This window comes from Desulfacinum infernum DSM 9756, assembly GCF_900129305.1.
GTDB lineage: Bacteria > Desulfobacterota > Syntrophobacteria > Syntrophobacterales > DSM-9756 > Desulfacinum > Desulfacinum infernum.
Window position 1 is genome coordinate 1 of sequence record NZ_FQVB01000013.1, and the last position, 14,522, is coordinate 14,522.

Annotated in this window: 13 protein-coding genes; 9 read left to right on the forward strand and 4 right to left on the reverse strand. The window is 63.2% G+C overall.

Annotated features, from left to right (window positions below):
• The 5 genes from BUB04_RS20275 to cobD form a co-directional block, all read left to right on the forward strand.
• Positions 1-237, forward strand: a 237-nt coding sequence (locus tag BUB04_RS20275) for a group II intron maturase-specific domain-containing protein (RefSeq protein WP_218588395.1), incomplete at its 5' end; no start/stop codon positions are given.
• Positions 238-650: 413 nt separating this feature from the next.
• The gene (locus BUB04_RS07655) at positions 651-2,096 is read left to right on the forward strand and encodes a cobyrinic acid a,c-diamide synthase CobB (protein ID WP_073038506.1); all 1,446 of its coding nucleotides are present in this window, start codon (positions 651-653) and stop codon (positions 2,094-2,096) included.
• Positions 2,093-3,652 (forward strand): cobyric acid synthase, encoded by a 1,560-nt coding sequence (locus BUB04_RS07660; RefSeq protein ID WP_073038410.1) that lies wholly within the window; start codon positions 2,093-2,095, stop codon positions 3,650-3,652. The genes BUB04_RS07655 and BUB04_RS07660 overlap by 4 nt, the downstream gene beginning before the upstream one ends.
• A 144-nt stretch (positions 3,653-3,796) precedes the next feature.
• Positions 3,797-4,795 (forward strand): adenosylcobinamide-phosphate synthase CbiB, encoded by a 999-nt coding sequence (gene cbiB, locus BUB04_RS07665; RefSeq protein ID WP_073038411.1) that lies wholly within the window; start codon positions 3,797-3,799, stop codon positions 4,793-4,795.
• 125 nt (positions 4,796-4,920) lie between these two features.
• Positions 4,921-6,075, forward strand: a complete 1,155-nt coding sequence (cobD, locus tag BUB04_RS07670) for a threonine-phosphate decarboxylase CobD (RefSeq protein ID WP_073038412.1) — start codon at positions 4,921-4,923, stop codon at positions 6,073-6,075.
• Here the strand turns inward: cobD and BUB04_RS07675 are convergent.
• The 4 genes from BUB04_RS07675 to BUB04_RS07690 all read right to left on the reverse strand — a co-directional run bounded on the left by BUB04_RS07675 (position 6,050) and on the right by BUB04_RS07690 (position 9,246).
• Entirely contained in the window at positions 6,050-6,313 is a 264-nt protein-coding gene (locus BUB04_RS07675) for a cytoplasmic protein (RefSeq protein ID WP_073038413.1), read from the reverse strand. The genes cobD and BUB04_RS07675 overlap by 26 nt on opposite strands.
• A gap of 103 nt (positions 6,314-6,416) precedes the next feature.
• A complete protein-coding gene (locus BUB04_RS07680) occupies positions 6,417-7,757 on the reverse strand; it encodes an inositol-3-phosphate synthase (protein ID WP_084076295.1) in 1,341 nt (446 codons plus the stop codon).
• 115 nt (positions 7,758-7,872) lie between these two features.
• On the reverse strand, positions 7,873-8,400 hold the full coding sequence (locus BUB04_RS07685) for a methylated-DNA--[protein]-cysteine S-methyltransferase (RefSeq protein ID WP_073038414.1): 528 nt from the start codon (positions 8,398-8,400) through the stop codon (positions 7,873-7,875).
• A gap of 201 nt (positions 8,401-8,601) precedes the next feature.
• Positions 8,602-9,246, reverse strand: a complete 645-nt coding sequence (locus BUB04_RS07690) for an MBL fold metallo-hydrolase (RefSeq protein WP_073038415.1) — start codon at positions 9,244-9,246, stop codon at positions 8,602-8,604.
• Between the two features lie 146 nt (positions 9,247-9,392).
• On the opposite strand from BUB04_RS07690, the gene BUB04_RS07695 reads away from it, so the two are divergent.
• The 4 genes from BUB04_RS07695 (at position 9,393) to BUB04_RS07710 (ending at position 14,356) form a co-directional block, all read left to right on the forward strand.
• Positions 9,393-10,226 carry a 50S ribosomal protein L11 methyltransferase gene (locus tag BUB04_RS07695; RefSeq protein WP_073038416.1) on the forward strand — a complete coding sequence of 278 codons (834 nt, stop codon included), beginning with the start codon at positions 9,393-9,395 and terminating at the stop codon, positions 10,224-10,226.
• A 413-nt stretch (positions 10,227-10,639) separates the two neighbouring features.
• The gene (locus tag BUB04_RS07700) at positions 10,640-11,821 is read left to right on the forward strand and encodes an acyl-CoA dehydrogenase family protein (protein ID WP_073038417.1); all 1,182 of its coding nucleotides are present in this window, start codon (positions 10,640-10,642) and stop codon (positions 11,819-11,821) included.
• A gap of 106 nt (positions 11,822-11,927) precedes the next feature.
• The gene (locus BUB04_RS07705) at positions 11,928-12,710 is read left to right on the forward strand and encodes an enoyl-CoA hydratase (RefSeq protein ID WP_073038418.1); all 783 of its coding nucleotides are present in this window, start codon (positions 11,928-11,930) and stop codon (positions 12,708-12,710) included.
• Between the two features lie 44 nt (positions 12,711-12,754).
• A complete protein-coding gene (locus tag BUB04_RS07710) occupies positions 12,755-14,356 on the forward strand; it encodes an acyl-CoA carboxylase subunit beta (protein ID WP_073038419.1) in 1,602 nt (533 codons plus the stop codon).
• The last annotated feature ends 166 nt before the right edge of the window (positions 14,357-14,522 follow it).

Sequence of the window (14,522 nt, forward strand, 5' to 3'; positions counted from 1 at the left end):
AACCGCAGCCTTCGTGGATGGATGGAATACTTCAAACACTCCTCCAGGTGGACGTTTCCCCGTCTCGACTCATGGGTTCGTCGGCGACTGCGCAGTATTCTGCGTAAGCGCAGCGGACGAAAGGGGATCAGCCGAGGCCGCGATCATAACAGATGGCCGAATGCTTTCTTTGAGCGCCATGGGTTGTACAGCCTCGTGGCAGCCCATCGCGCAATGCTCCAGTCCTCAGCGGGGTAAAACCACCAACCGGAGAGCCGTATGCGGGAGATCCGCACGTACGGTTCGGAGGGGGGAGGGACTCGGCAACGAGTCCTTCCTACCCCTATCAGGGTCGGCCTGTCCGGTCGATAACGATTGGGCCGGGGGAAGCCCGCCCGGCCTCCCGCGCCTTCGCCTTGCAACGGCCCTTCCGAAGGGGTACAAGAACGTCTTCAAAGGTGTTACGGGAATGAGACGATAGGTGCGCGGCCTGTTCGTTCGGTCACGCAGAGACAATCGCCTCTTACGGCGCTCCCCCAGAAAGACCATGCCCCGGTTTCGGTTTTTTGATCCACGCGTGACGACCATGCCCGTTTGTCGTTACCGGGCCTCGGCATGGCGGGGGTTGGGTTGCCGGCTGTTTCGGCCGCAGGAAGCGGGAGGTGGACAGGATGAGAAAATGGGCCTTCGTGGTGGCGGCGCCCCAGAGCGGGTCGGGCAAGACCACCGTCACCCTGGCCCTCTTGGCGGCGCTCAGGCGCCGCGGCCTTCGGATCCAGCCCTTCAAGGTGGGCCCCGACTTCATCGATCCGGGGTTCCACACACAGGCCACGGGGCGCATTTCGCGAAACCTGGACGGCTGGATGCTTTCCCGGCACTACAACGTCTCCCTTTTTGAGCGGCTGCTGGCGGAAGCCGACGGCGCCGTGGTGGAAGGGGTCATGGGCCTCTTCGACGGTTACGACGGGGTGTCGGAAGCGGGCAGCACGGCCCAGATGGCCAAGTGGCTCGACCTTCCGGTGCTCCTGGTGGTGGACGCCCGCAGCATGGCCCGGAGCGCCGCCGCCCTGGTCCACGGGTTCGCTTCCTTCGATCCGGGCCTGCGGCTTGCCGGCGTGGTCTTCAACCGGGTGGGAAGCCCGTCCCATTTGGGTTTCCTGAGGGAAGCCATGGAATCCTCCTGCCCGCAGGTACCCGTGTTCGGAGGGATTCCGCGGGAGGATGCGGTGGCGATCCCCGAACGCCACCTGGGGCTTGTCACCGTGGAAGACACGGGCGTGGACAAGGCCTTCCTGGAAAGGCTGGCCCGGGTGGCGGAAGAACACGTGGATCTGGACGGGCTGGTGGGTTCGTGTTGGCGACACCCCCAGCCGGTCCTACCCGCCGGGGAGGTGGTCCATGGAGGGGAACGCGGGGGAGTCGAATCCGTCCAGAGCGCTTCGGAGCGCCGCCCCAGACCGGATTCGGTGGTTGTGGCCGTGGCGCGCGATGCAGCCTTTTGCTTCTACTATCAGGACAACCTGGATCTTCTGGAGGCAGCGGGCGCCCGCCTTCGGTTCTTTTCCCCGTTGGCCGGGGAGGCCGTTCCGGAGGAGGCCGACGTCGTCTATCTGGGAGGCGGCTACCCGGAAGTTCATGCAGAGAGGCTTTCGGAGAACAGGCCCTTCTTCGAAAGCCTTCGGCGCCTGGCCTCCCGAGGTCGCCCCATCTATGGGGAATGCGGCGGCCTCATGACCCTCAGCCGCTCCGTCCAGCTCCTTTCCGGCGAGGTCTTTCCCATGGCCGGACTGCTGCCGTTTCGAACCCGCATGCTCCCGCACCGGAAGGCCCTGGGGTATGTGGAGGTGGTCCTGACGGAAAACACCCTGCTGGGGCCGAGGGGCACGCGTCTTCGCGGCCATGAATTCCACTATTCGGAGATCGTGGGAGGGGACGAGGCCGCGGGATCCCGCTGCCGAAGCGTGTACCGGCTCACCGGCCGGAAATTTCGCGCCGAACGGCCGGAAGGCTATCTGGCGGGATCCGTGCTGGCCAGCTACGTGCACCTCCACTGGGGAAGCTGTCCGCAGGCGGCCCATCACTTGGTATCGCTAGCGAGATCGGGGAGATCTTCATGACACGGCGCGCCAAGACCCTCATGTTTCTCGGAACGGGATCGGACGTGGGAAAAAGCGTTCTGGCGGCGGCCTTCTGCCGCATCTTCAGGCAGGACGGCTTTCGGGTGGCCCCCTTCAAGGCCCAGAACATGGCCCTCAATTCCTTCATCACGCCCCAGGGGGGCGAGATGGGCCGCGCCCAGGTGGTGCAGGCGGAAGCGGCCGGGATCGAGCCGCACGTGGACATGAACCCCATCCTCCTCAAGCCCACCTCCACCATGGGAAGCCAGGTGATCGTCCTGGGAAAGGCCGTGGGCAACTTCTCGGCCAAGGACTATTACGCCTACAAGAAACGGCTCACGGCCGTGGTTCGGGACGCCTTCGAGCGCCTCTCCAAGAATTACGACATCGTGGTGCTGGAAGGCGCGGGGAGTGCGGTGGAGCTCAACCTGAAAGACCACGACCTGGTGAACCTTTCCATGGCCAAGATGGCCCATGCCCCCTCCATCCTGGTGGGCGACATCGACCGGGGCGGGATCTTTGCGGCCCTTCTGGGATCCTACATGCTCATGGAGCCGGAGGAGCGGGACCTTATCGCCGGGTTCATGGTGAACAAGCTTCGGGGAGACCCCGACCTGTTCCTTCCCGGTGTGGAGATCCTGGAACGGCGTTCCGGAAAGCCCGTACTGGGCGTGGTGCCCCACTTCGACCACATCGCCCTCCCCGAAGAGGACAGCGTGGCCCTGGGGCGGCGCATGGGCTCGGGGCCGAAGGAATCGTCCGGACAAAGACCGTCCATCGGCGTGGTGCGCCTCCCCTTTGTTTCCAACTACACTGATTTCGACTGTCTGGAGTACGACCGGGGCGTGGACCTGGTCTATTTCGACCGGCCCGGGGACGTGTTCCGCTTCGATGCCGTGGTGCTTCCCGGAAGCAAGAACACCATCGAGGACATGCTGGCCCTGGAACGAAGCGGCATGGCCGACGCCCTGCGTGCCTACTTCAAGGCCGGAGGCGTGGTGGTGGGGATCTGCGGCGGCTACCAGATGCTGGGGGAGCGGATCACGGATCCCCATGGGGTGGAGAGCCGGGTGCGGGAGACGGCGGGTTTGGGGCTTCTTCCCATGACCACGGAGATGGCCTCGGAGAAGGTGACGACCCAGGTCACGGCCCGGCTGCATCCGGACAACAGGCTGGGATTGGGTGGGGTTTCCCCGTCGACGGTTCTCTCCGGCTACGAAATCCACATGGGCCGAAGCCGGCCCCTGAACTCCCAGGCGACCCCGTGTTTTCGCATCCTTTCCCGCAACGGCCGGGCCGTTTCCGCAGCCGATGCCGACGACGGTTTATCCTCGGCCGACGGCCGGGTCTGGGGGACCTATCTCCATGGGATCTTCGACAACGACGCCTTCCGGCGGGCTTTCCTGTCCCTGCTGGCGGAAAAGCGGGACGGCTGCGGGCTTTCCTTCGGGATTTCCAACTACGGCCGGTGGAAGGACGCCCAGTACGATCTTTTGGCCGATCATGTGCGGAGCCACTGCGATGTGGAGCGTATCTACCGGATCGTGGGGATCTGAAGAAGAAGGGGTATGGGTTAAGGGAAAGGGGAAAGGAACAAGGTAAAAGGTGAAAGGTAAGAGGGGGATGGGGGTGCGGCTGGCCCCACATGCGTTGGGGTTTGTTTGGAAGTTTTTTTCGGTAGACGGCGGAGCGGGTCGCCCATGACCTTTTCGGCTTCTCACCTGTTGCTCGCCTGGCTGGCGGATCTGCTGCTGGGGGACCCTCCTTCGTGGCCGCACCCGGTGCGCTGGATCGGACGGCTCATCGAAAAGGCGGAGAGCTTCTTTTATCTGGAAACCGGCGACGGGGGCCGCCCCCGTCTGGGGGCGGGTTCCGACGGGACGCCGGACGGGAGGCTTCGTGTTCTGGGCGCCGCCTTCTGGCTCACCGTGGTGGGGGCGGTGGGAGCGGCCGTAACGGCCGCTCTGCTGCTGTTTCACTGGATCCATCCTTTCCTTTCCGGCCTCTTGGGTGTCTGGATCGCCTGCACCTGCCTGGCCACGCGAAGCCTCCATGACGAATCCGCGGCGGTGGCCCGGGCACTTCGCGAGGGTCGGCTGGAAGAGGCCCGGGGGCTTCTTTCCCGCATCGTGAGCCGCGAGACGGCCCATCTGGACGAGGAAGGCATCTGGAGGGCCCTGTTGGAAACGGTTTCCGAAAACCTTTCCGACGGGGTGGTGGCGCCTCTTTTCTACTTGGCCTTGGGCGGACCCGTGGGCGGGCTCCTTTACAAGACGGTCAATACCCTGGATTCCATGGTGGGGTACAGGAATGAACGCTACCGGGACTTCGGATGGTGCGCGGCCCGCATGGACGATCTTTTCAACTGGATTCCGGCGAGACTCACCGCCTTGCTCCTCCTGGCTGCGGGAGCCGTCTGGGGCCTGGACCGGCGCCGCGGTCGGGCCGTGGTGAGGCGGGACGCCCGAAAGCACAAGAGCCCCAATGCGGGCTTTCCGGAAGCAGCGGCCGCCGGGCTTCTGGGGGTGCAGCTGGGGGGCCCGGGGATCTATTTCGGCCGCACGGTGGAAAAACCCACCCTGGGGGATCCCGTGGCGGCGCCGGATGAGAAGTCCTTCCGCCTCATGACCCGCCTTCTTTTCACCACGTCCGCCCTGGCGGCGCTTTCGGCCGCCCTGGTGCGCGGGCTTTGGGGGTGATGAGTGATGAGTGACGAGTGATGGGTCACGGATCACGGACTACGGACTACGGGGGATGGAAGGAGGGGCGGGCTTTGGGTGGTGCGTCCGCATGGGGCAAGGGATGGGGAGCGAGTAGCGGAAATATGCAGAGAATCCACGGTGGAAACGTTTACGAGGTTGCCCGGCGTCTGGGATGCGCTCCGGAGGACATCCTGGATTTCAGCGCCAGTATCAATCCCCTGGGCCCGCCTCCGGGGCTGCTGAATGCCCTGGTGGCCGCCTACGGACGCCTGCAGCACTATCCGGACATCCACAACCGGACCCTGGTGGACGCCTTGGCCCGGCGCCACCACGTCCGCCCGGAGCAGGTGGTGGTGGGAAACGGGTCCACGGAACTCATCTACGCCCTTCCCCGGATCCTGGGGGTCTCCCGGGTGCTCACCGCCCTTCCCACCTTTACCGAATACGTGCGGGCCTTTTCCGCGGCCGGGGTGGAGGTGGACCGCTGTTACGGGACCTGGGAGAACGGGCTGCAGCCCACCGCGGAGCAGATTGGAGAGCGTTTGGATCGGGAACGGCCCGATGCGGTGCTGGTGACCCATCCGGGAAGCCCTTCGGGAACGGTCCTTACTGAGTCCCTGCGGGCGTGGCTGGTGGAAGAGACCCGAAGGCGGGGCGTGGCCCTGGTGGTGGACGAGGTCTTCATCGACTTCTGCGAAGAGGAGTCCTTCCTGCCCCATCTTGCGGAACATCCCGGCCTGGTGCTCATTCGGTCCATGACGAAATTTTACGGCATACCGGGGCTTCGGCTGGGATACCTGCTGGCGTCCCGGGAGATCGCCGAGGCCGCCGCCGGGTACCTGCCCCCCTGGTCCGTGAACGCCCTGGCCCAGGAAGCTGGAGCCTATTGCTTGGAGCAGCTGGACTACCGGCGGGAGACCCTGGAGATGGTGGAGGGGGAGCGGGATCGACTGAAGATCGCTTTGGGAGGGATGGGCGGATTTTGCGTGCTTCCCGGCCGGGCCAACTATCTGCTGGTGCGCATGGCGGACGATCTTCCGGACGCCCCGGCGCTCCGGGACCTCCTGCTACGCCGAGAAAGAGTCCTCATCCGCGAATGCGCTTCCTTCGACGGCCTGACTCCCCGGGATTTTCGCATCGCCGTGCGCCTTCCCGCCCAAAACGACCGGCTCCTGGCCGCTCTCCGCCGCTGGGTCGACGCCGACCGTGAATCCAGCCGTGTCTCCGCCCGGGAAGGATCCCGGAAGGGACCTACGGGTGGTCCTTGTCCTCTTTGAGGAAGTACGCATGGTATTCGCCGTCGGACAGATGCTTGCGCATGAGATCCGAAAGCAGCTCGAAGAGGTTTTCCATTTCCCCGTTGGATAGCCTCGGGATGAGCACCTTCAGAAGAGCGTCGTCGGAAAATTTCTGCAGGTAGACCATCAGCGTCTTTTCATCCACGTCCCGGGAAAAGCCGAAGGCCACCAGGCCGTCGTATTCTTCCACGAACCGGTGGGAATGTTTGGCCGCCATCACCATCCTTTCGCATTACAGGGGGGGCCGCCGAAGGGGCCGAAAGACATCGGCGGGCGCCCGAAGGAACGCCCGCCGTCCGCCACCCGTCACCCATCACTCGTTACGCATCCCCCATGTAATAGTCGAGGCCGAAGTGGGTGATCTGATCTTCGCCCATGAGGTAGCGCAGGGTGTTCTTGAGCTTCATGAGCTGGATGAAGAGGTCGTGTTCCGGATAGAGTCCTTGCTTGTGCATAGGGCTCTTGAAGTAGAAGGAGAGCCATTCCTGGATGCCGTGCATGCCGATTCGCTGGGCCAGGTCGGTGAAGAGCACCAGGTCCAGGCACAGGGGCGCCGCCAGGATGCTGTCCCGGCACTGGAAGTCCACCTTGATCTGCATGGGGTAGCCCAGCCAGCCGAAGATGTCGATGCAGTCCCAGCCTTCCTTGTTGTCGCCCCGGGGCGGGTAATAGTTGATGGTGACCTTGTGGTAGTAGTTCTTGTAGAGGCTGGGGTAGAGCTGCGGCTGGAGGATGTATTCCAGCACCGACAGCTTGCTTTCTTCCTTGGTCTTGAAGGAATCCTTGTCGTCCAAGACTAGGCCGTCCCGGTTGCCCAGGATGTTGGTGGAATACCAGCCTTCCAGGCCCAGCATGCGGGCCTTGAGGCCGGGAGCCAGGATGGTTTTCATGAGCGTCTGACCGGTCTTGAAGTCCTTGCCCGCGATGGGTACCCGCTTTTCTCTGGCCAGTTCCACAAAGGCCGGGATGTCCACGGTCAGGTTCGGCGCTCCGTTGATGTAGGGAACACCGCTTTCCAGGGCCGCCAGGGCGTAGAGCATGCTGGGGGCGATGCGTGGGTCGTCGGCGTCCACCGCCTTCTGAAGGGCTTCCACGGACCGGTGCGGCTCCTCGGCCTTGAGATGCACCTCCGTGCTGCCGCACCAGATCATGACGCAACGGTCTACGCCGTTTTCTTCCTTGAACCGGGCGATGTCTTCCTTGAGGGCTTCCACGTGGGCCCGCAGGTTCGTTCCGGGCTTTACGTGGTTGCCGTCCAGGTTCTTGACGAACCGCCGGTCGAAGACGGCCGGCATGGGTTGGATGGTTTCCAGGAAGTCCTTGATGGGATCCAGGTGATCGCGGTGGAGCACCTTGGCGAAGGAGGCCGCCTCGTAGCCGTTGGCGTCGTAGATGTCCCAGCCCCCGAAGACCAGGTCCTCCAGGGAAGCCAGCGGGATGAAGTCCTTGATGCGCGGGATCCGGTACTCGTCCCGTTTCCCCAGCCGGATGGTGCCCAGTTGGGTGAGGGATCCGATGGGTTCCGCCAGGCCCCGCCGGACGGCTTCCACGCCCGCAATGAAGGTGGTGCTCACGGCTCCACCCACTCCCGGAATGAGCACTCCCAGTTTGCCCTTGGGAGGTTCGATCTGTTCCTTCCTCTTCAGCTGTCTTTCTTCCAAGGCTGTCCTCCGTATCTTCGAGATCCGAAAATCCGTCTGAATCCCCCAGCAATCCGCTTTTTCCCAATACTTGAAGGAACGCCCCCATCCCTATACGGGCCGCCCGCAAACCGTGTCAAGGAAAAGCCCCTTCCAGGCGAAGCAATGCTTTCTTGATCTCCAGGCCGCTGGAGTAGCCGCCCAGTCCGTCCCGGGCCACCACCCGATGGCAGGGCACCACGATGGGCACCGGGTTGCGGCCGCAGGCCTGGGCCACGGCCCGGAACGCCCGGGGCCGCCCTACGGCTTCGGCCACCTCGCCGTAGGTGCGGGTGGCTCCGTAGGAGATGCGGCATAATTCCTGCCAGACCGCCCGCTGGAAGGGCGTGCCTTCCTGGAAGTCCACCGCCACGTCCGGATGCGCGCCCGAGCCCTGGAAATAGCCGGCCAGTTGCGTTTCCAGAGCGTCCAGGTGATCATTGGAGCTCAACCGGATCTTTCGCCCTCGGGCCACGGGCGCCAGAGCGTCCAGGACCCTTGTGACGGGGTCGGGTTCCGACGCCGGGTTGAGAAAAAGAAGGCTGCAGACGCCTTTCCGGGTGGCCGCCGCGGCGATGGTTGCCACGGGGCGGTAGGGCCGGATGGTGACCCACAGGAAGTCCATGGCGAACCCTCCTTTCGGGACGGTGGAGAATCTCCTGGGAGCTTGTCCGAGAACTTCCCTAACCGTCACTCCCGCGCAAGCGTGAGTCCAAAAGTTGACGGAAATCCTGGATCCCCGCTCCCCGTTCAAGCCGGGGACAAGCTTTGCGGGGATGACGGCTGGACGTTGGAAGGGGTAAATGAGCCATTTTCAGACACGCTCCTATTCCAACAGGAAGTCGGTGATGTAGGGGTTGGTCCTCATTTCGTCGGCCACCGTGGACGTGGGCCGGTCTCCGTAGTCGTGGCCGGGCCAGATGACGGTTTCCGGCGGCAGCTGGATGATTTTTCGAAGAGATTGCAGGAGTTGATCGAAGGACGCCCCCGGAAGGTCCGTTCGGCCCACGGCCCCCACAAAGAGGGTGTCTCCCGTGAAGAGGTTGCCGTCGATGAGGAGACAGCACGCCCCCGGCGTGTGGCCCGGGGTGTGGAGGAAGCGCAGGGTGAGCTTCCCGAAGGTGAGTTCGTCTCCGTCCCGGACGCGGATATCCGCCGGCGGGGAGACCGGAAATCCCATGGCGCGGGCGAACTGCTGATTTTCCAGCCGCTGGAAGAAATCGTCGTCCAGGGCGTGCAGCACAATGGGCGCTCCCAGGAGTTCCTTCATGCGCGCGTTGCCGCACGTGTGGTCTGCATGCCCGTGCGTGTTGACAATGTAGCGGCAAACGGCTTTATTGGCCTGGACAAGGGCCGCCAGCTCGTCTTCGTTGCCCGCCGGGTCGATGAGAATCGCCTCTCCCGTCTCCTCGTCCATCACCAGGTAGCAAAAGACCTCCATGAGCCCGACCGGCTTTTGAATGATCTTCATGGTGGATTCCTCCGCGTGCGTGGGCCCGAACCATTCAGCCGAGCGTTATGGGATTCGTAACGTGGGGCTTTCGCCTGCGCCGGCAGGATGCCGGGAAGCCCTGCCGGAGCCTTCCCATGAATTCCGAACCCGCAGGATACACCACAATGGACCAGGAAAAGAAGAATGTCAAAAGGCCTGGCGGGTGGCTGCACGTGCTGGAATGCCGAGGAGGGATCTCCCACAGGGCCATCCATCGCCTGCCGGGCTGTTTGGGATCGTGGCCGGAACCTCCTTATACGTACCTTTTCTTTGAAAGGAAACCCACGGGAGAGATGCGCCGAGTGGTGGAAAGAGCCGTTTCGGGAAAGATCACCCGCGAATACGCCTTGGAATTCCACCAGTGGCAGCAGCCAAGGCCGCCGGCTCTCACCGTCGGGCCCTTTCTCATCACAGCCGAATCCCCCGGGGCTCCACCGGGCGAGGGCATGTTGCCCATCACGCTCAAGACGGGCCTGGTTTTCGGGACCGGCATGCATCCCACCACGCGGGCCTGCCTCCTGTTGCTGGATCGCGTCCTTCGGGACGCCATTTCCCGGGAGGTGGTGGATCTGGGGACGGGGACGGGGGTGCTGGCCCTGGCCGCCGCACGACTGGGCGCGCACCGGGTGGTGGCCCTGGACGTGAACCCCCTGGCGGTGAAGGAAGCGGCGGAAAACATCGCCCTGAACGACCTGGAAGGGATCGTCTTTCCCGTGGTGGGCCGGGATCTGCAGGCGGTGGGGATGTTCGGGGATCTCCTCCTCATGAACCTGGAGTGGCCGAGCCTGAAGGGGGTTCTTCGCCGGAAGGGCTGGAGGCGTTTTTCCCGGGTGCTGGCGTCGGGTTTTCTTTCGGCCCAGTACCCGAAATTTCTGGAGTACCTGCCCGACGACTTTCGGGTAAAGGAGCGCATTGCCGTGGACGGCTGGGAGGCTGTGGAGGCCTGCCGTATCGTTTAATGAAACATTGTTTCAGAAAAAGAGCGGGTTCGTTGTTGACAAACTTTTTGCAATCTCCTACAAAAATCTGGAACAAGCTGTCCCTTGAGATAAACCGATCCCGCAAACGCTCGATTCCGTGCTCTTTTCGTCTCACGCTCTGCTACCGAAAGCGCCTTTTCCCTGTGGCAGCGGGACCCTTCCCTTAGAGGCTCACACGCATGTTCTGGTTGACCGGCGAGAAGATGTGGCAGTGGTGGTTTTCATCCGAAAAGGTGCCTGCTTGAAGGAGGCCGCGTTCTGTTGCTGACGAAACAGAGTGCGGCCTTTTCTGTTTCCGATTCGACGTTCGATGCTCGTTTTCCAAGTTCCCGGGACGGGGTGGGGGGAGGCGCCCGAGCCGACCGGCCGCCCGAAAAGTAGAGGAGGAAGCGATGGATTTCCAGTTGAGCGAAGAACAGCGCATGATGAAGGAGATGGTCTACAAGTGGTCGGTCAACGAACTGGGACCGCTCCAGGAAAAGATCGACGAGGAAGACTGGTTTCCTCCTGACTTTTTCAAGAAGTGTGCGGAAATCGGGATCCTGGGCATCACCATCGACGAAAAGTACGGGGGCTTGGGCGGCGACGTGCTCATGCAGACCCTGGCCGTGGAGGAGATGAGCCGGATCTGTCCGGGGCTGGCCATGACCTATGCCGCCCATTCCAACCTGTGCATGAACAACATCCACAAGAACGCCAATGAATTCCTGAAGGAAAAGTACCTGCCGGCCATGGTGGCTGGAGAAAAGATCGGGGCCCTGGGCCTGACGGAACCCAACGCCGGATCGGACGCCATGAGCCTTCGTACCCGGGCGGAAAGAAAGGGCGACAAGTACATCCTGAACGGCACCAAGATGTTCATCACCAACGGTCCCATTGCGGACGTGATTCTGGTCTATGCCAAGACGGCGCCGGAAAAGGGAGCCAAGGGCATCAGCGCCTTCATCGTGGAAAAGGACTTTCCCGGTTTTTCCGTATCGAGAAAGCTCAAGAAGTGTGGCATGCGCGGTTCCCCCACGGGCGAGCTGGTCTTCGAGGACTGCGAGGTGCCGGCCGAGAACCTGGTGGGCGAGGAAAACATGGGCGTTCACGTGATGACCAGCGGTCTGGACATTGAGCGGATCGTACTGGCCGGAGGATCCGTGGGCATGGCCCAGCAGGCCCTGGACTATTCGGTGCGCTACGCGGCGGAACGGGAGCAGTTCGGCCAGCCCATCGGCAACTTCCAGATGATCCAGCAGAAGCTGGCGGACATGTACGCCCGCACGGAAGCGGCGCGGCTCATGGTCTACCGGGCCGCGGAGTTGGCCCAGAAGGCGCCACGCGGTGGGAAGGGAACGGAGCTCACCAAGCAGGCGGCGGCGGCGGTCCTGTTTGCTTCGGAAACGGCCACCTGGGTCTGCAATCAGGCCATCCAGATCCACGGCGGCTACGGCTACTGCCTGGAATTTCCCGTGCAGAAGCTCTGGCGGGACGCCAAGCTCTATGAAATCGGGGCCGGTACCAACGAGATCCGGCGCATCATCGTGGCTCGGGAGCTCCTTCGGGAAGCCTTCGCCCGCGCCGGAAAATAACACCGCGGGTAATCCCCCCGGCCCCCTTTGAGAAAGGGGGGAGGAACGGATCGCGGCTCACGCATTACGGACCACGGATCACGGCTCACGGACCACGGAGGCGCTCATGGAACAGCAGGTGGTCTTGGAAGAACGACAAGGGCAGGTGGCGATCCTCACCCTGAATCGCCCCGAAGTCATGAATTCCCTCAATTTCGCCATGTTGCGCGGCCTGCACGAGAAGGTGGAATCCCTCCGGTTCGATAACGACGTGCGGGTGATCATCATCACCGGCGCCGGCCCCAAGGCCTTCTGTGCCGGCGCGGACCTCAAGGAGCGGGCCACGCTCAATGACCAGCAGGTGAAGGAATTCATCCTCACCATCCGCAATCTCTTCACCAACATCGAATACCTTCCCAAGCCGGTGATCGCCGCCGTGAACGGAATCGCTTTGGGCGGCGGCACCGAACTGGCCCTGGCCTGCGACATTCGGATCGCGTCCACCACGGCCACCATGGGGCTTACGGAAACGAGGCTTGCCATCATCCCCGGGGCGGGCGGGACCCAACGGCTGCCCCGCCTGGTGGGTCGCGGCAAGGCCAAGGAGCTCATCTTTACGGGCCGGCGCGTGGGCGCCGAGGAGGCCCTGTCCATCGGTCTTGTGAACCAGGTGGCGGAACCGGAAAAGCTCCTGGACGCCTGCCTGGAGATGGCGGGCATGATCTGCGAAACGGGGCCCATCGCCATTCAGCAGGCCAAGTACGCCATCAATTACGGGCTGGAAACGGATCTTCACACCGGGCTTGCCATCGAATCCAACGCCTACTGGATCACCATCCCCACGGAAGACCGCCTGGAGGGACTGGCGGCTTTTCGGGAGAAGAGAAAGCCCGTCTACAAGGGCAAGTAGCCGGTCCGCCGCGGCACGGGACGCGCCAGGGAAAGGGTGACGCCATGAGTGATGCAAGAGCGCAGAACAGGGCCTTCTGGGAGAACGAGGAGCTGAAGCTGGATGAGCGGGTCTACCAGGCCATGTGGCCCGGTGGCGAGGCGGCCGTCCAGCGGCTGGCCAAGCAGGGCAAGCAGCCGGTGCGCCAGCTCATCCAGAAGCTGATCGATCCGGGAACGGAATTTTACGAATTGAGCCGCCTGGCGGGCTTCGGGATGCATTATCCCGGCGTGGAGGATGTGCCCTGCGGCGGGATCGTGACGGGCCTGGGGAAGATCTACGGCAACTGGACCATGATCATCGCCAACGACAGCCGGGTGAAGGCGGGAACCTACTTCCCCATCACGCTGAAAAAGCACATGCGGGCCCAGGCCATCGCCGAGCAGTGCGGCCTCAACTGCGTCTACATCGCCGACTCGGGCGGGGCCTTTCTTCCCATGCAGGCCGACGTCTTCCCCGATGACGGCCATTTCGGTTCCATGTTCTACAACATGGCCCGCATGTCGGCCAAAGGTCTCAAGCAGATCACTCTGAGCACGGGCGGTAACACGGCCGGCGGGGCCTACATCGTCTTCATGGCCTGTCAGGCCGTGATGATCGACCGCATGGCCTATTCCTTCCTGGGCGGACCCCCGCTGGTGAAGGCGGCCACGGGGGAAGTGATTTCGGCGGAGGATCTGGGCGGAGCCCGGGTGCACACCCAGATTTCCGGAGGCGCCGACCATTTCTGCCGGACCCAGGACGAGGCCATCGAGAAGGTGCGGGAAATCCTCTCCCTGGAGCGGCCCCAGGAGCTGCAGATCCACCGCTATGCCGAGTCTCCACCCCAAGTTCCGGTGGAGACCATCTACGAAGAGCTCCCGGCCAAGATCCACCAGGGAATCAACGTGCGCAACATCATCCGCGCCATCGCCGACGACAGCCACTTCATCGAATACAAGAGGAACTACGCTCCGGGCCGTGGCGACAACATCGTCACCGGAAAGATCCGCCTCAAGGGTATCCCCGTGGGCATCATCGCTTCCAACGGCCTGGGGATCATCTTCGTGGAGGCGGCTCGAAAGGCCACGGAATGGATCGTGCGCTGCTCCCAGGAAAAGACGCCGCTTCTCTTCATCCAGAGTTCCCCCGGGTACATGGTGGGTTCCGAATCGGAGCACATGGGCATCGGAAAATACGGCGCCGACATGGTGCGGGCCGTTTCCTGCGCCCAGGTGCCCCGCATCCAGCTGGTGATCGGTCCGGACAACGGCGCGGCCAACTACGGCATGTGCGGACGCGCCTACCGGCCCCATTTCCTCTTTTCCACCATGCGCGCGCGCACGTCGGTCATGAGCGGCCGGTCGGCGGCGGAGGTGCTCCTGACCATCGAAGAGCGCAAGCGGGAGGCGGAGGGCCGTCCGATGAGCGAAGGGGAAAAGCAGGCTTTCCGCCAGCAGATGATCGAAAAATACGACGGGGAGGCCCATCCCTTCTTTTGCGGGGCACGGCTCCTTAACGATCGCGTGCTCAAGTTCCGGGAAATCCGGGACTGGCTGGCCGTGGCCTTTGAGGTGAGCCTCTTGAAGCCCATCGGGGAGCCGGCCTTCGGCAACCTCCGATTCTAAGCTCCTCACGCAAGGTGGGAAAGGAAAGGGTAGCGATTTCATCGGGTCTCACGCCAGGTGCAATGACGCAAAGAAGGGAGGATGGACCACATAGGATGAGTTTTTTGCTGTGTGTACCAAGCGTGTGAAACCGCCTCACATGCCGCCCAACAGGAGAAGCAGAAGC

Bases quoted from the DNA above. Each gene is read 5' to 3' on its own strand.
- BUB04_RS07655 (WP_073038506.1), top strand. From the start codon at position 651: ATGAGAAAATGGGCCTTCGTGGTGGCGGCGCCCCAGAGCGGGTCGGGC.
- BUB04_RS07660 (WP_073038410.1), top strand. From the start codon at position 2,093: ATGACACGGCGCGCCAAGACCCTCATGTTTCTCGGAACGGGATCGGAC.
- cbiB (WP_073038411.1), top strand. From the start codon at position 3,797: ATGACCTTTTCGGCTTCTCACCTGTTGCTCGCCTGGCTGGCGGATCTG.
- cobD (WP_073038412.1), top strand. From the start codon at position 4,921: ATGCAGAGAATCCACGGTGGAAACGTTTACGAGGTTGCCCGGCGTCTG.
- BUB04_RS07675 (WP_073038413.1), bottom strand. From the start codon at position 6,313: ATGGCGGCCAAACATTCCCACCGGTTCGTGGAAGAATACGACGGCCTG.
- BUB04_RS07685 (WP_073038414.1), bottom strand. From the start codon at position 8,400: ATGGACTTCCTGTGGGTCACCATCCGGCCCTACCGCCCCGTGGCAACC.
- BUB04_RS07690 (WP_073038415.1), bottom strand. From the start codon at position 9,246: ATGAAGATCATTCAAAAGCCGGTCGGGCTCATGGAGGTCTTTTGCTAC.
- BUB04_RS07695 (WP_073038416.1), top strand. From the start codon at position 9,393: ATGGACCAGGAAAAGAAGAATGTCAAAAGGCCTGGCGGGTGGCTGCAC.
- BUB04_RS07700 (WP_073038417.1), top strand. From the start codon at position 10,640: ATGGATTTCCAGTTGAGCGAAGAACAGCGCATGATGAAGGAGATGGTC.
- BUB04_RS07705 (WP_073038418.1), top strand. From the start codon at position 11,928: ATGGAACAGCAGGTGGTCTTGGAAGAACGACAAGGGCAGGTGGCGATC.
- BUB04_RS07710 (WP_073038419.1), top strand. From the start codon at position 12,755: ATGAGTGATGCAAGAGCGCAGAACAGGGCCTTCTGGGAGAACGAGGAG.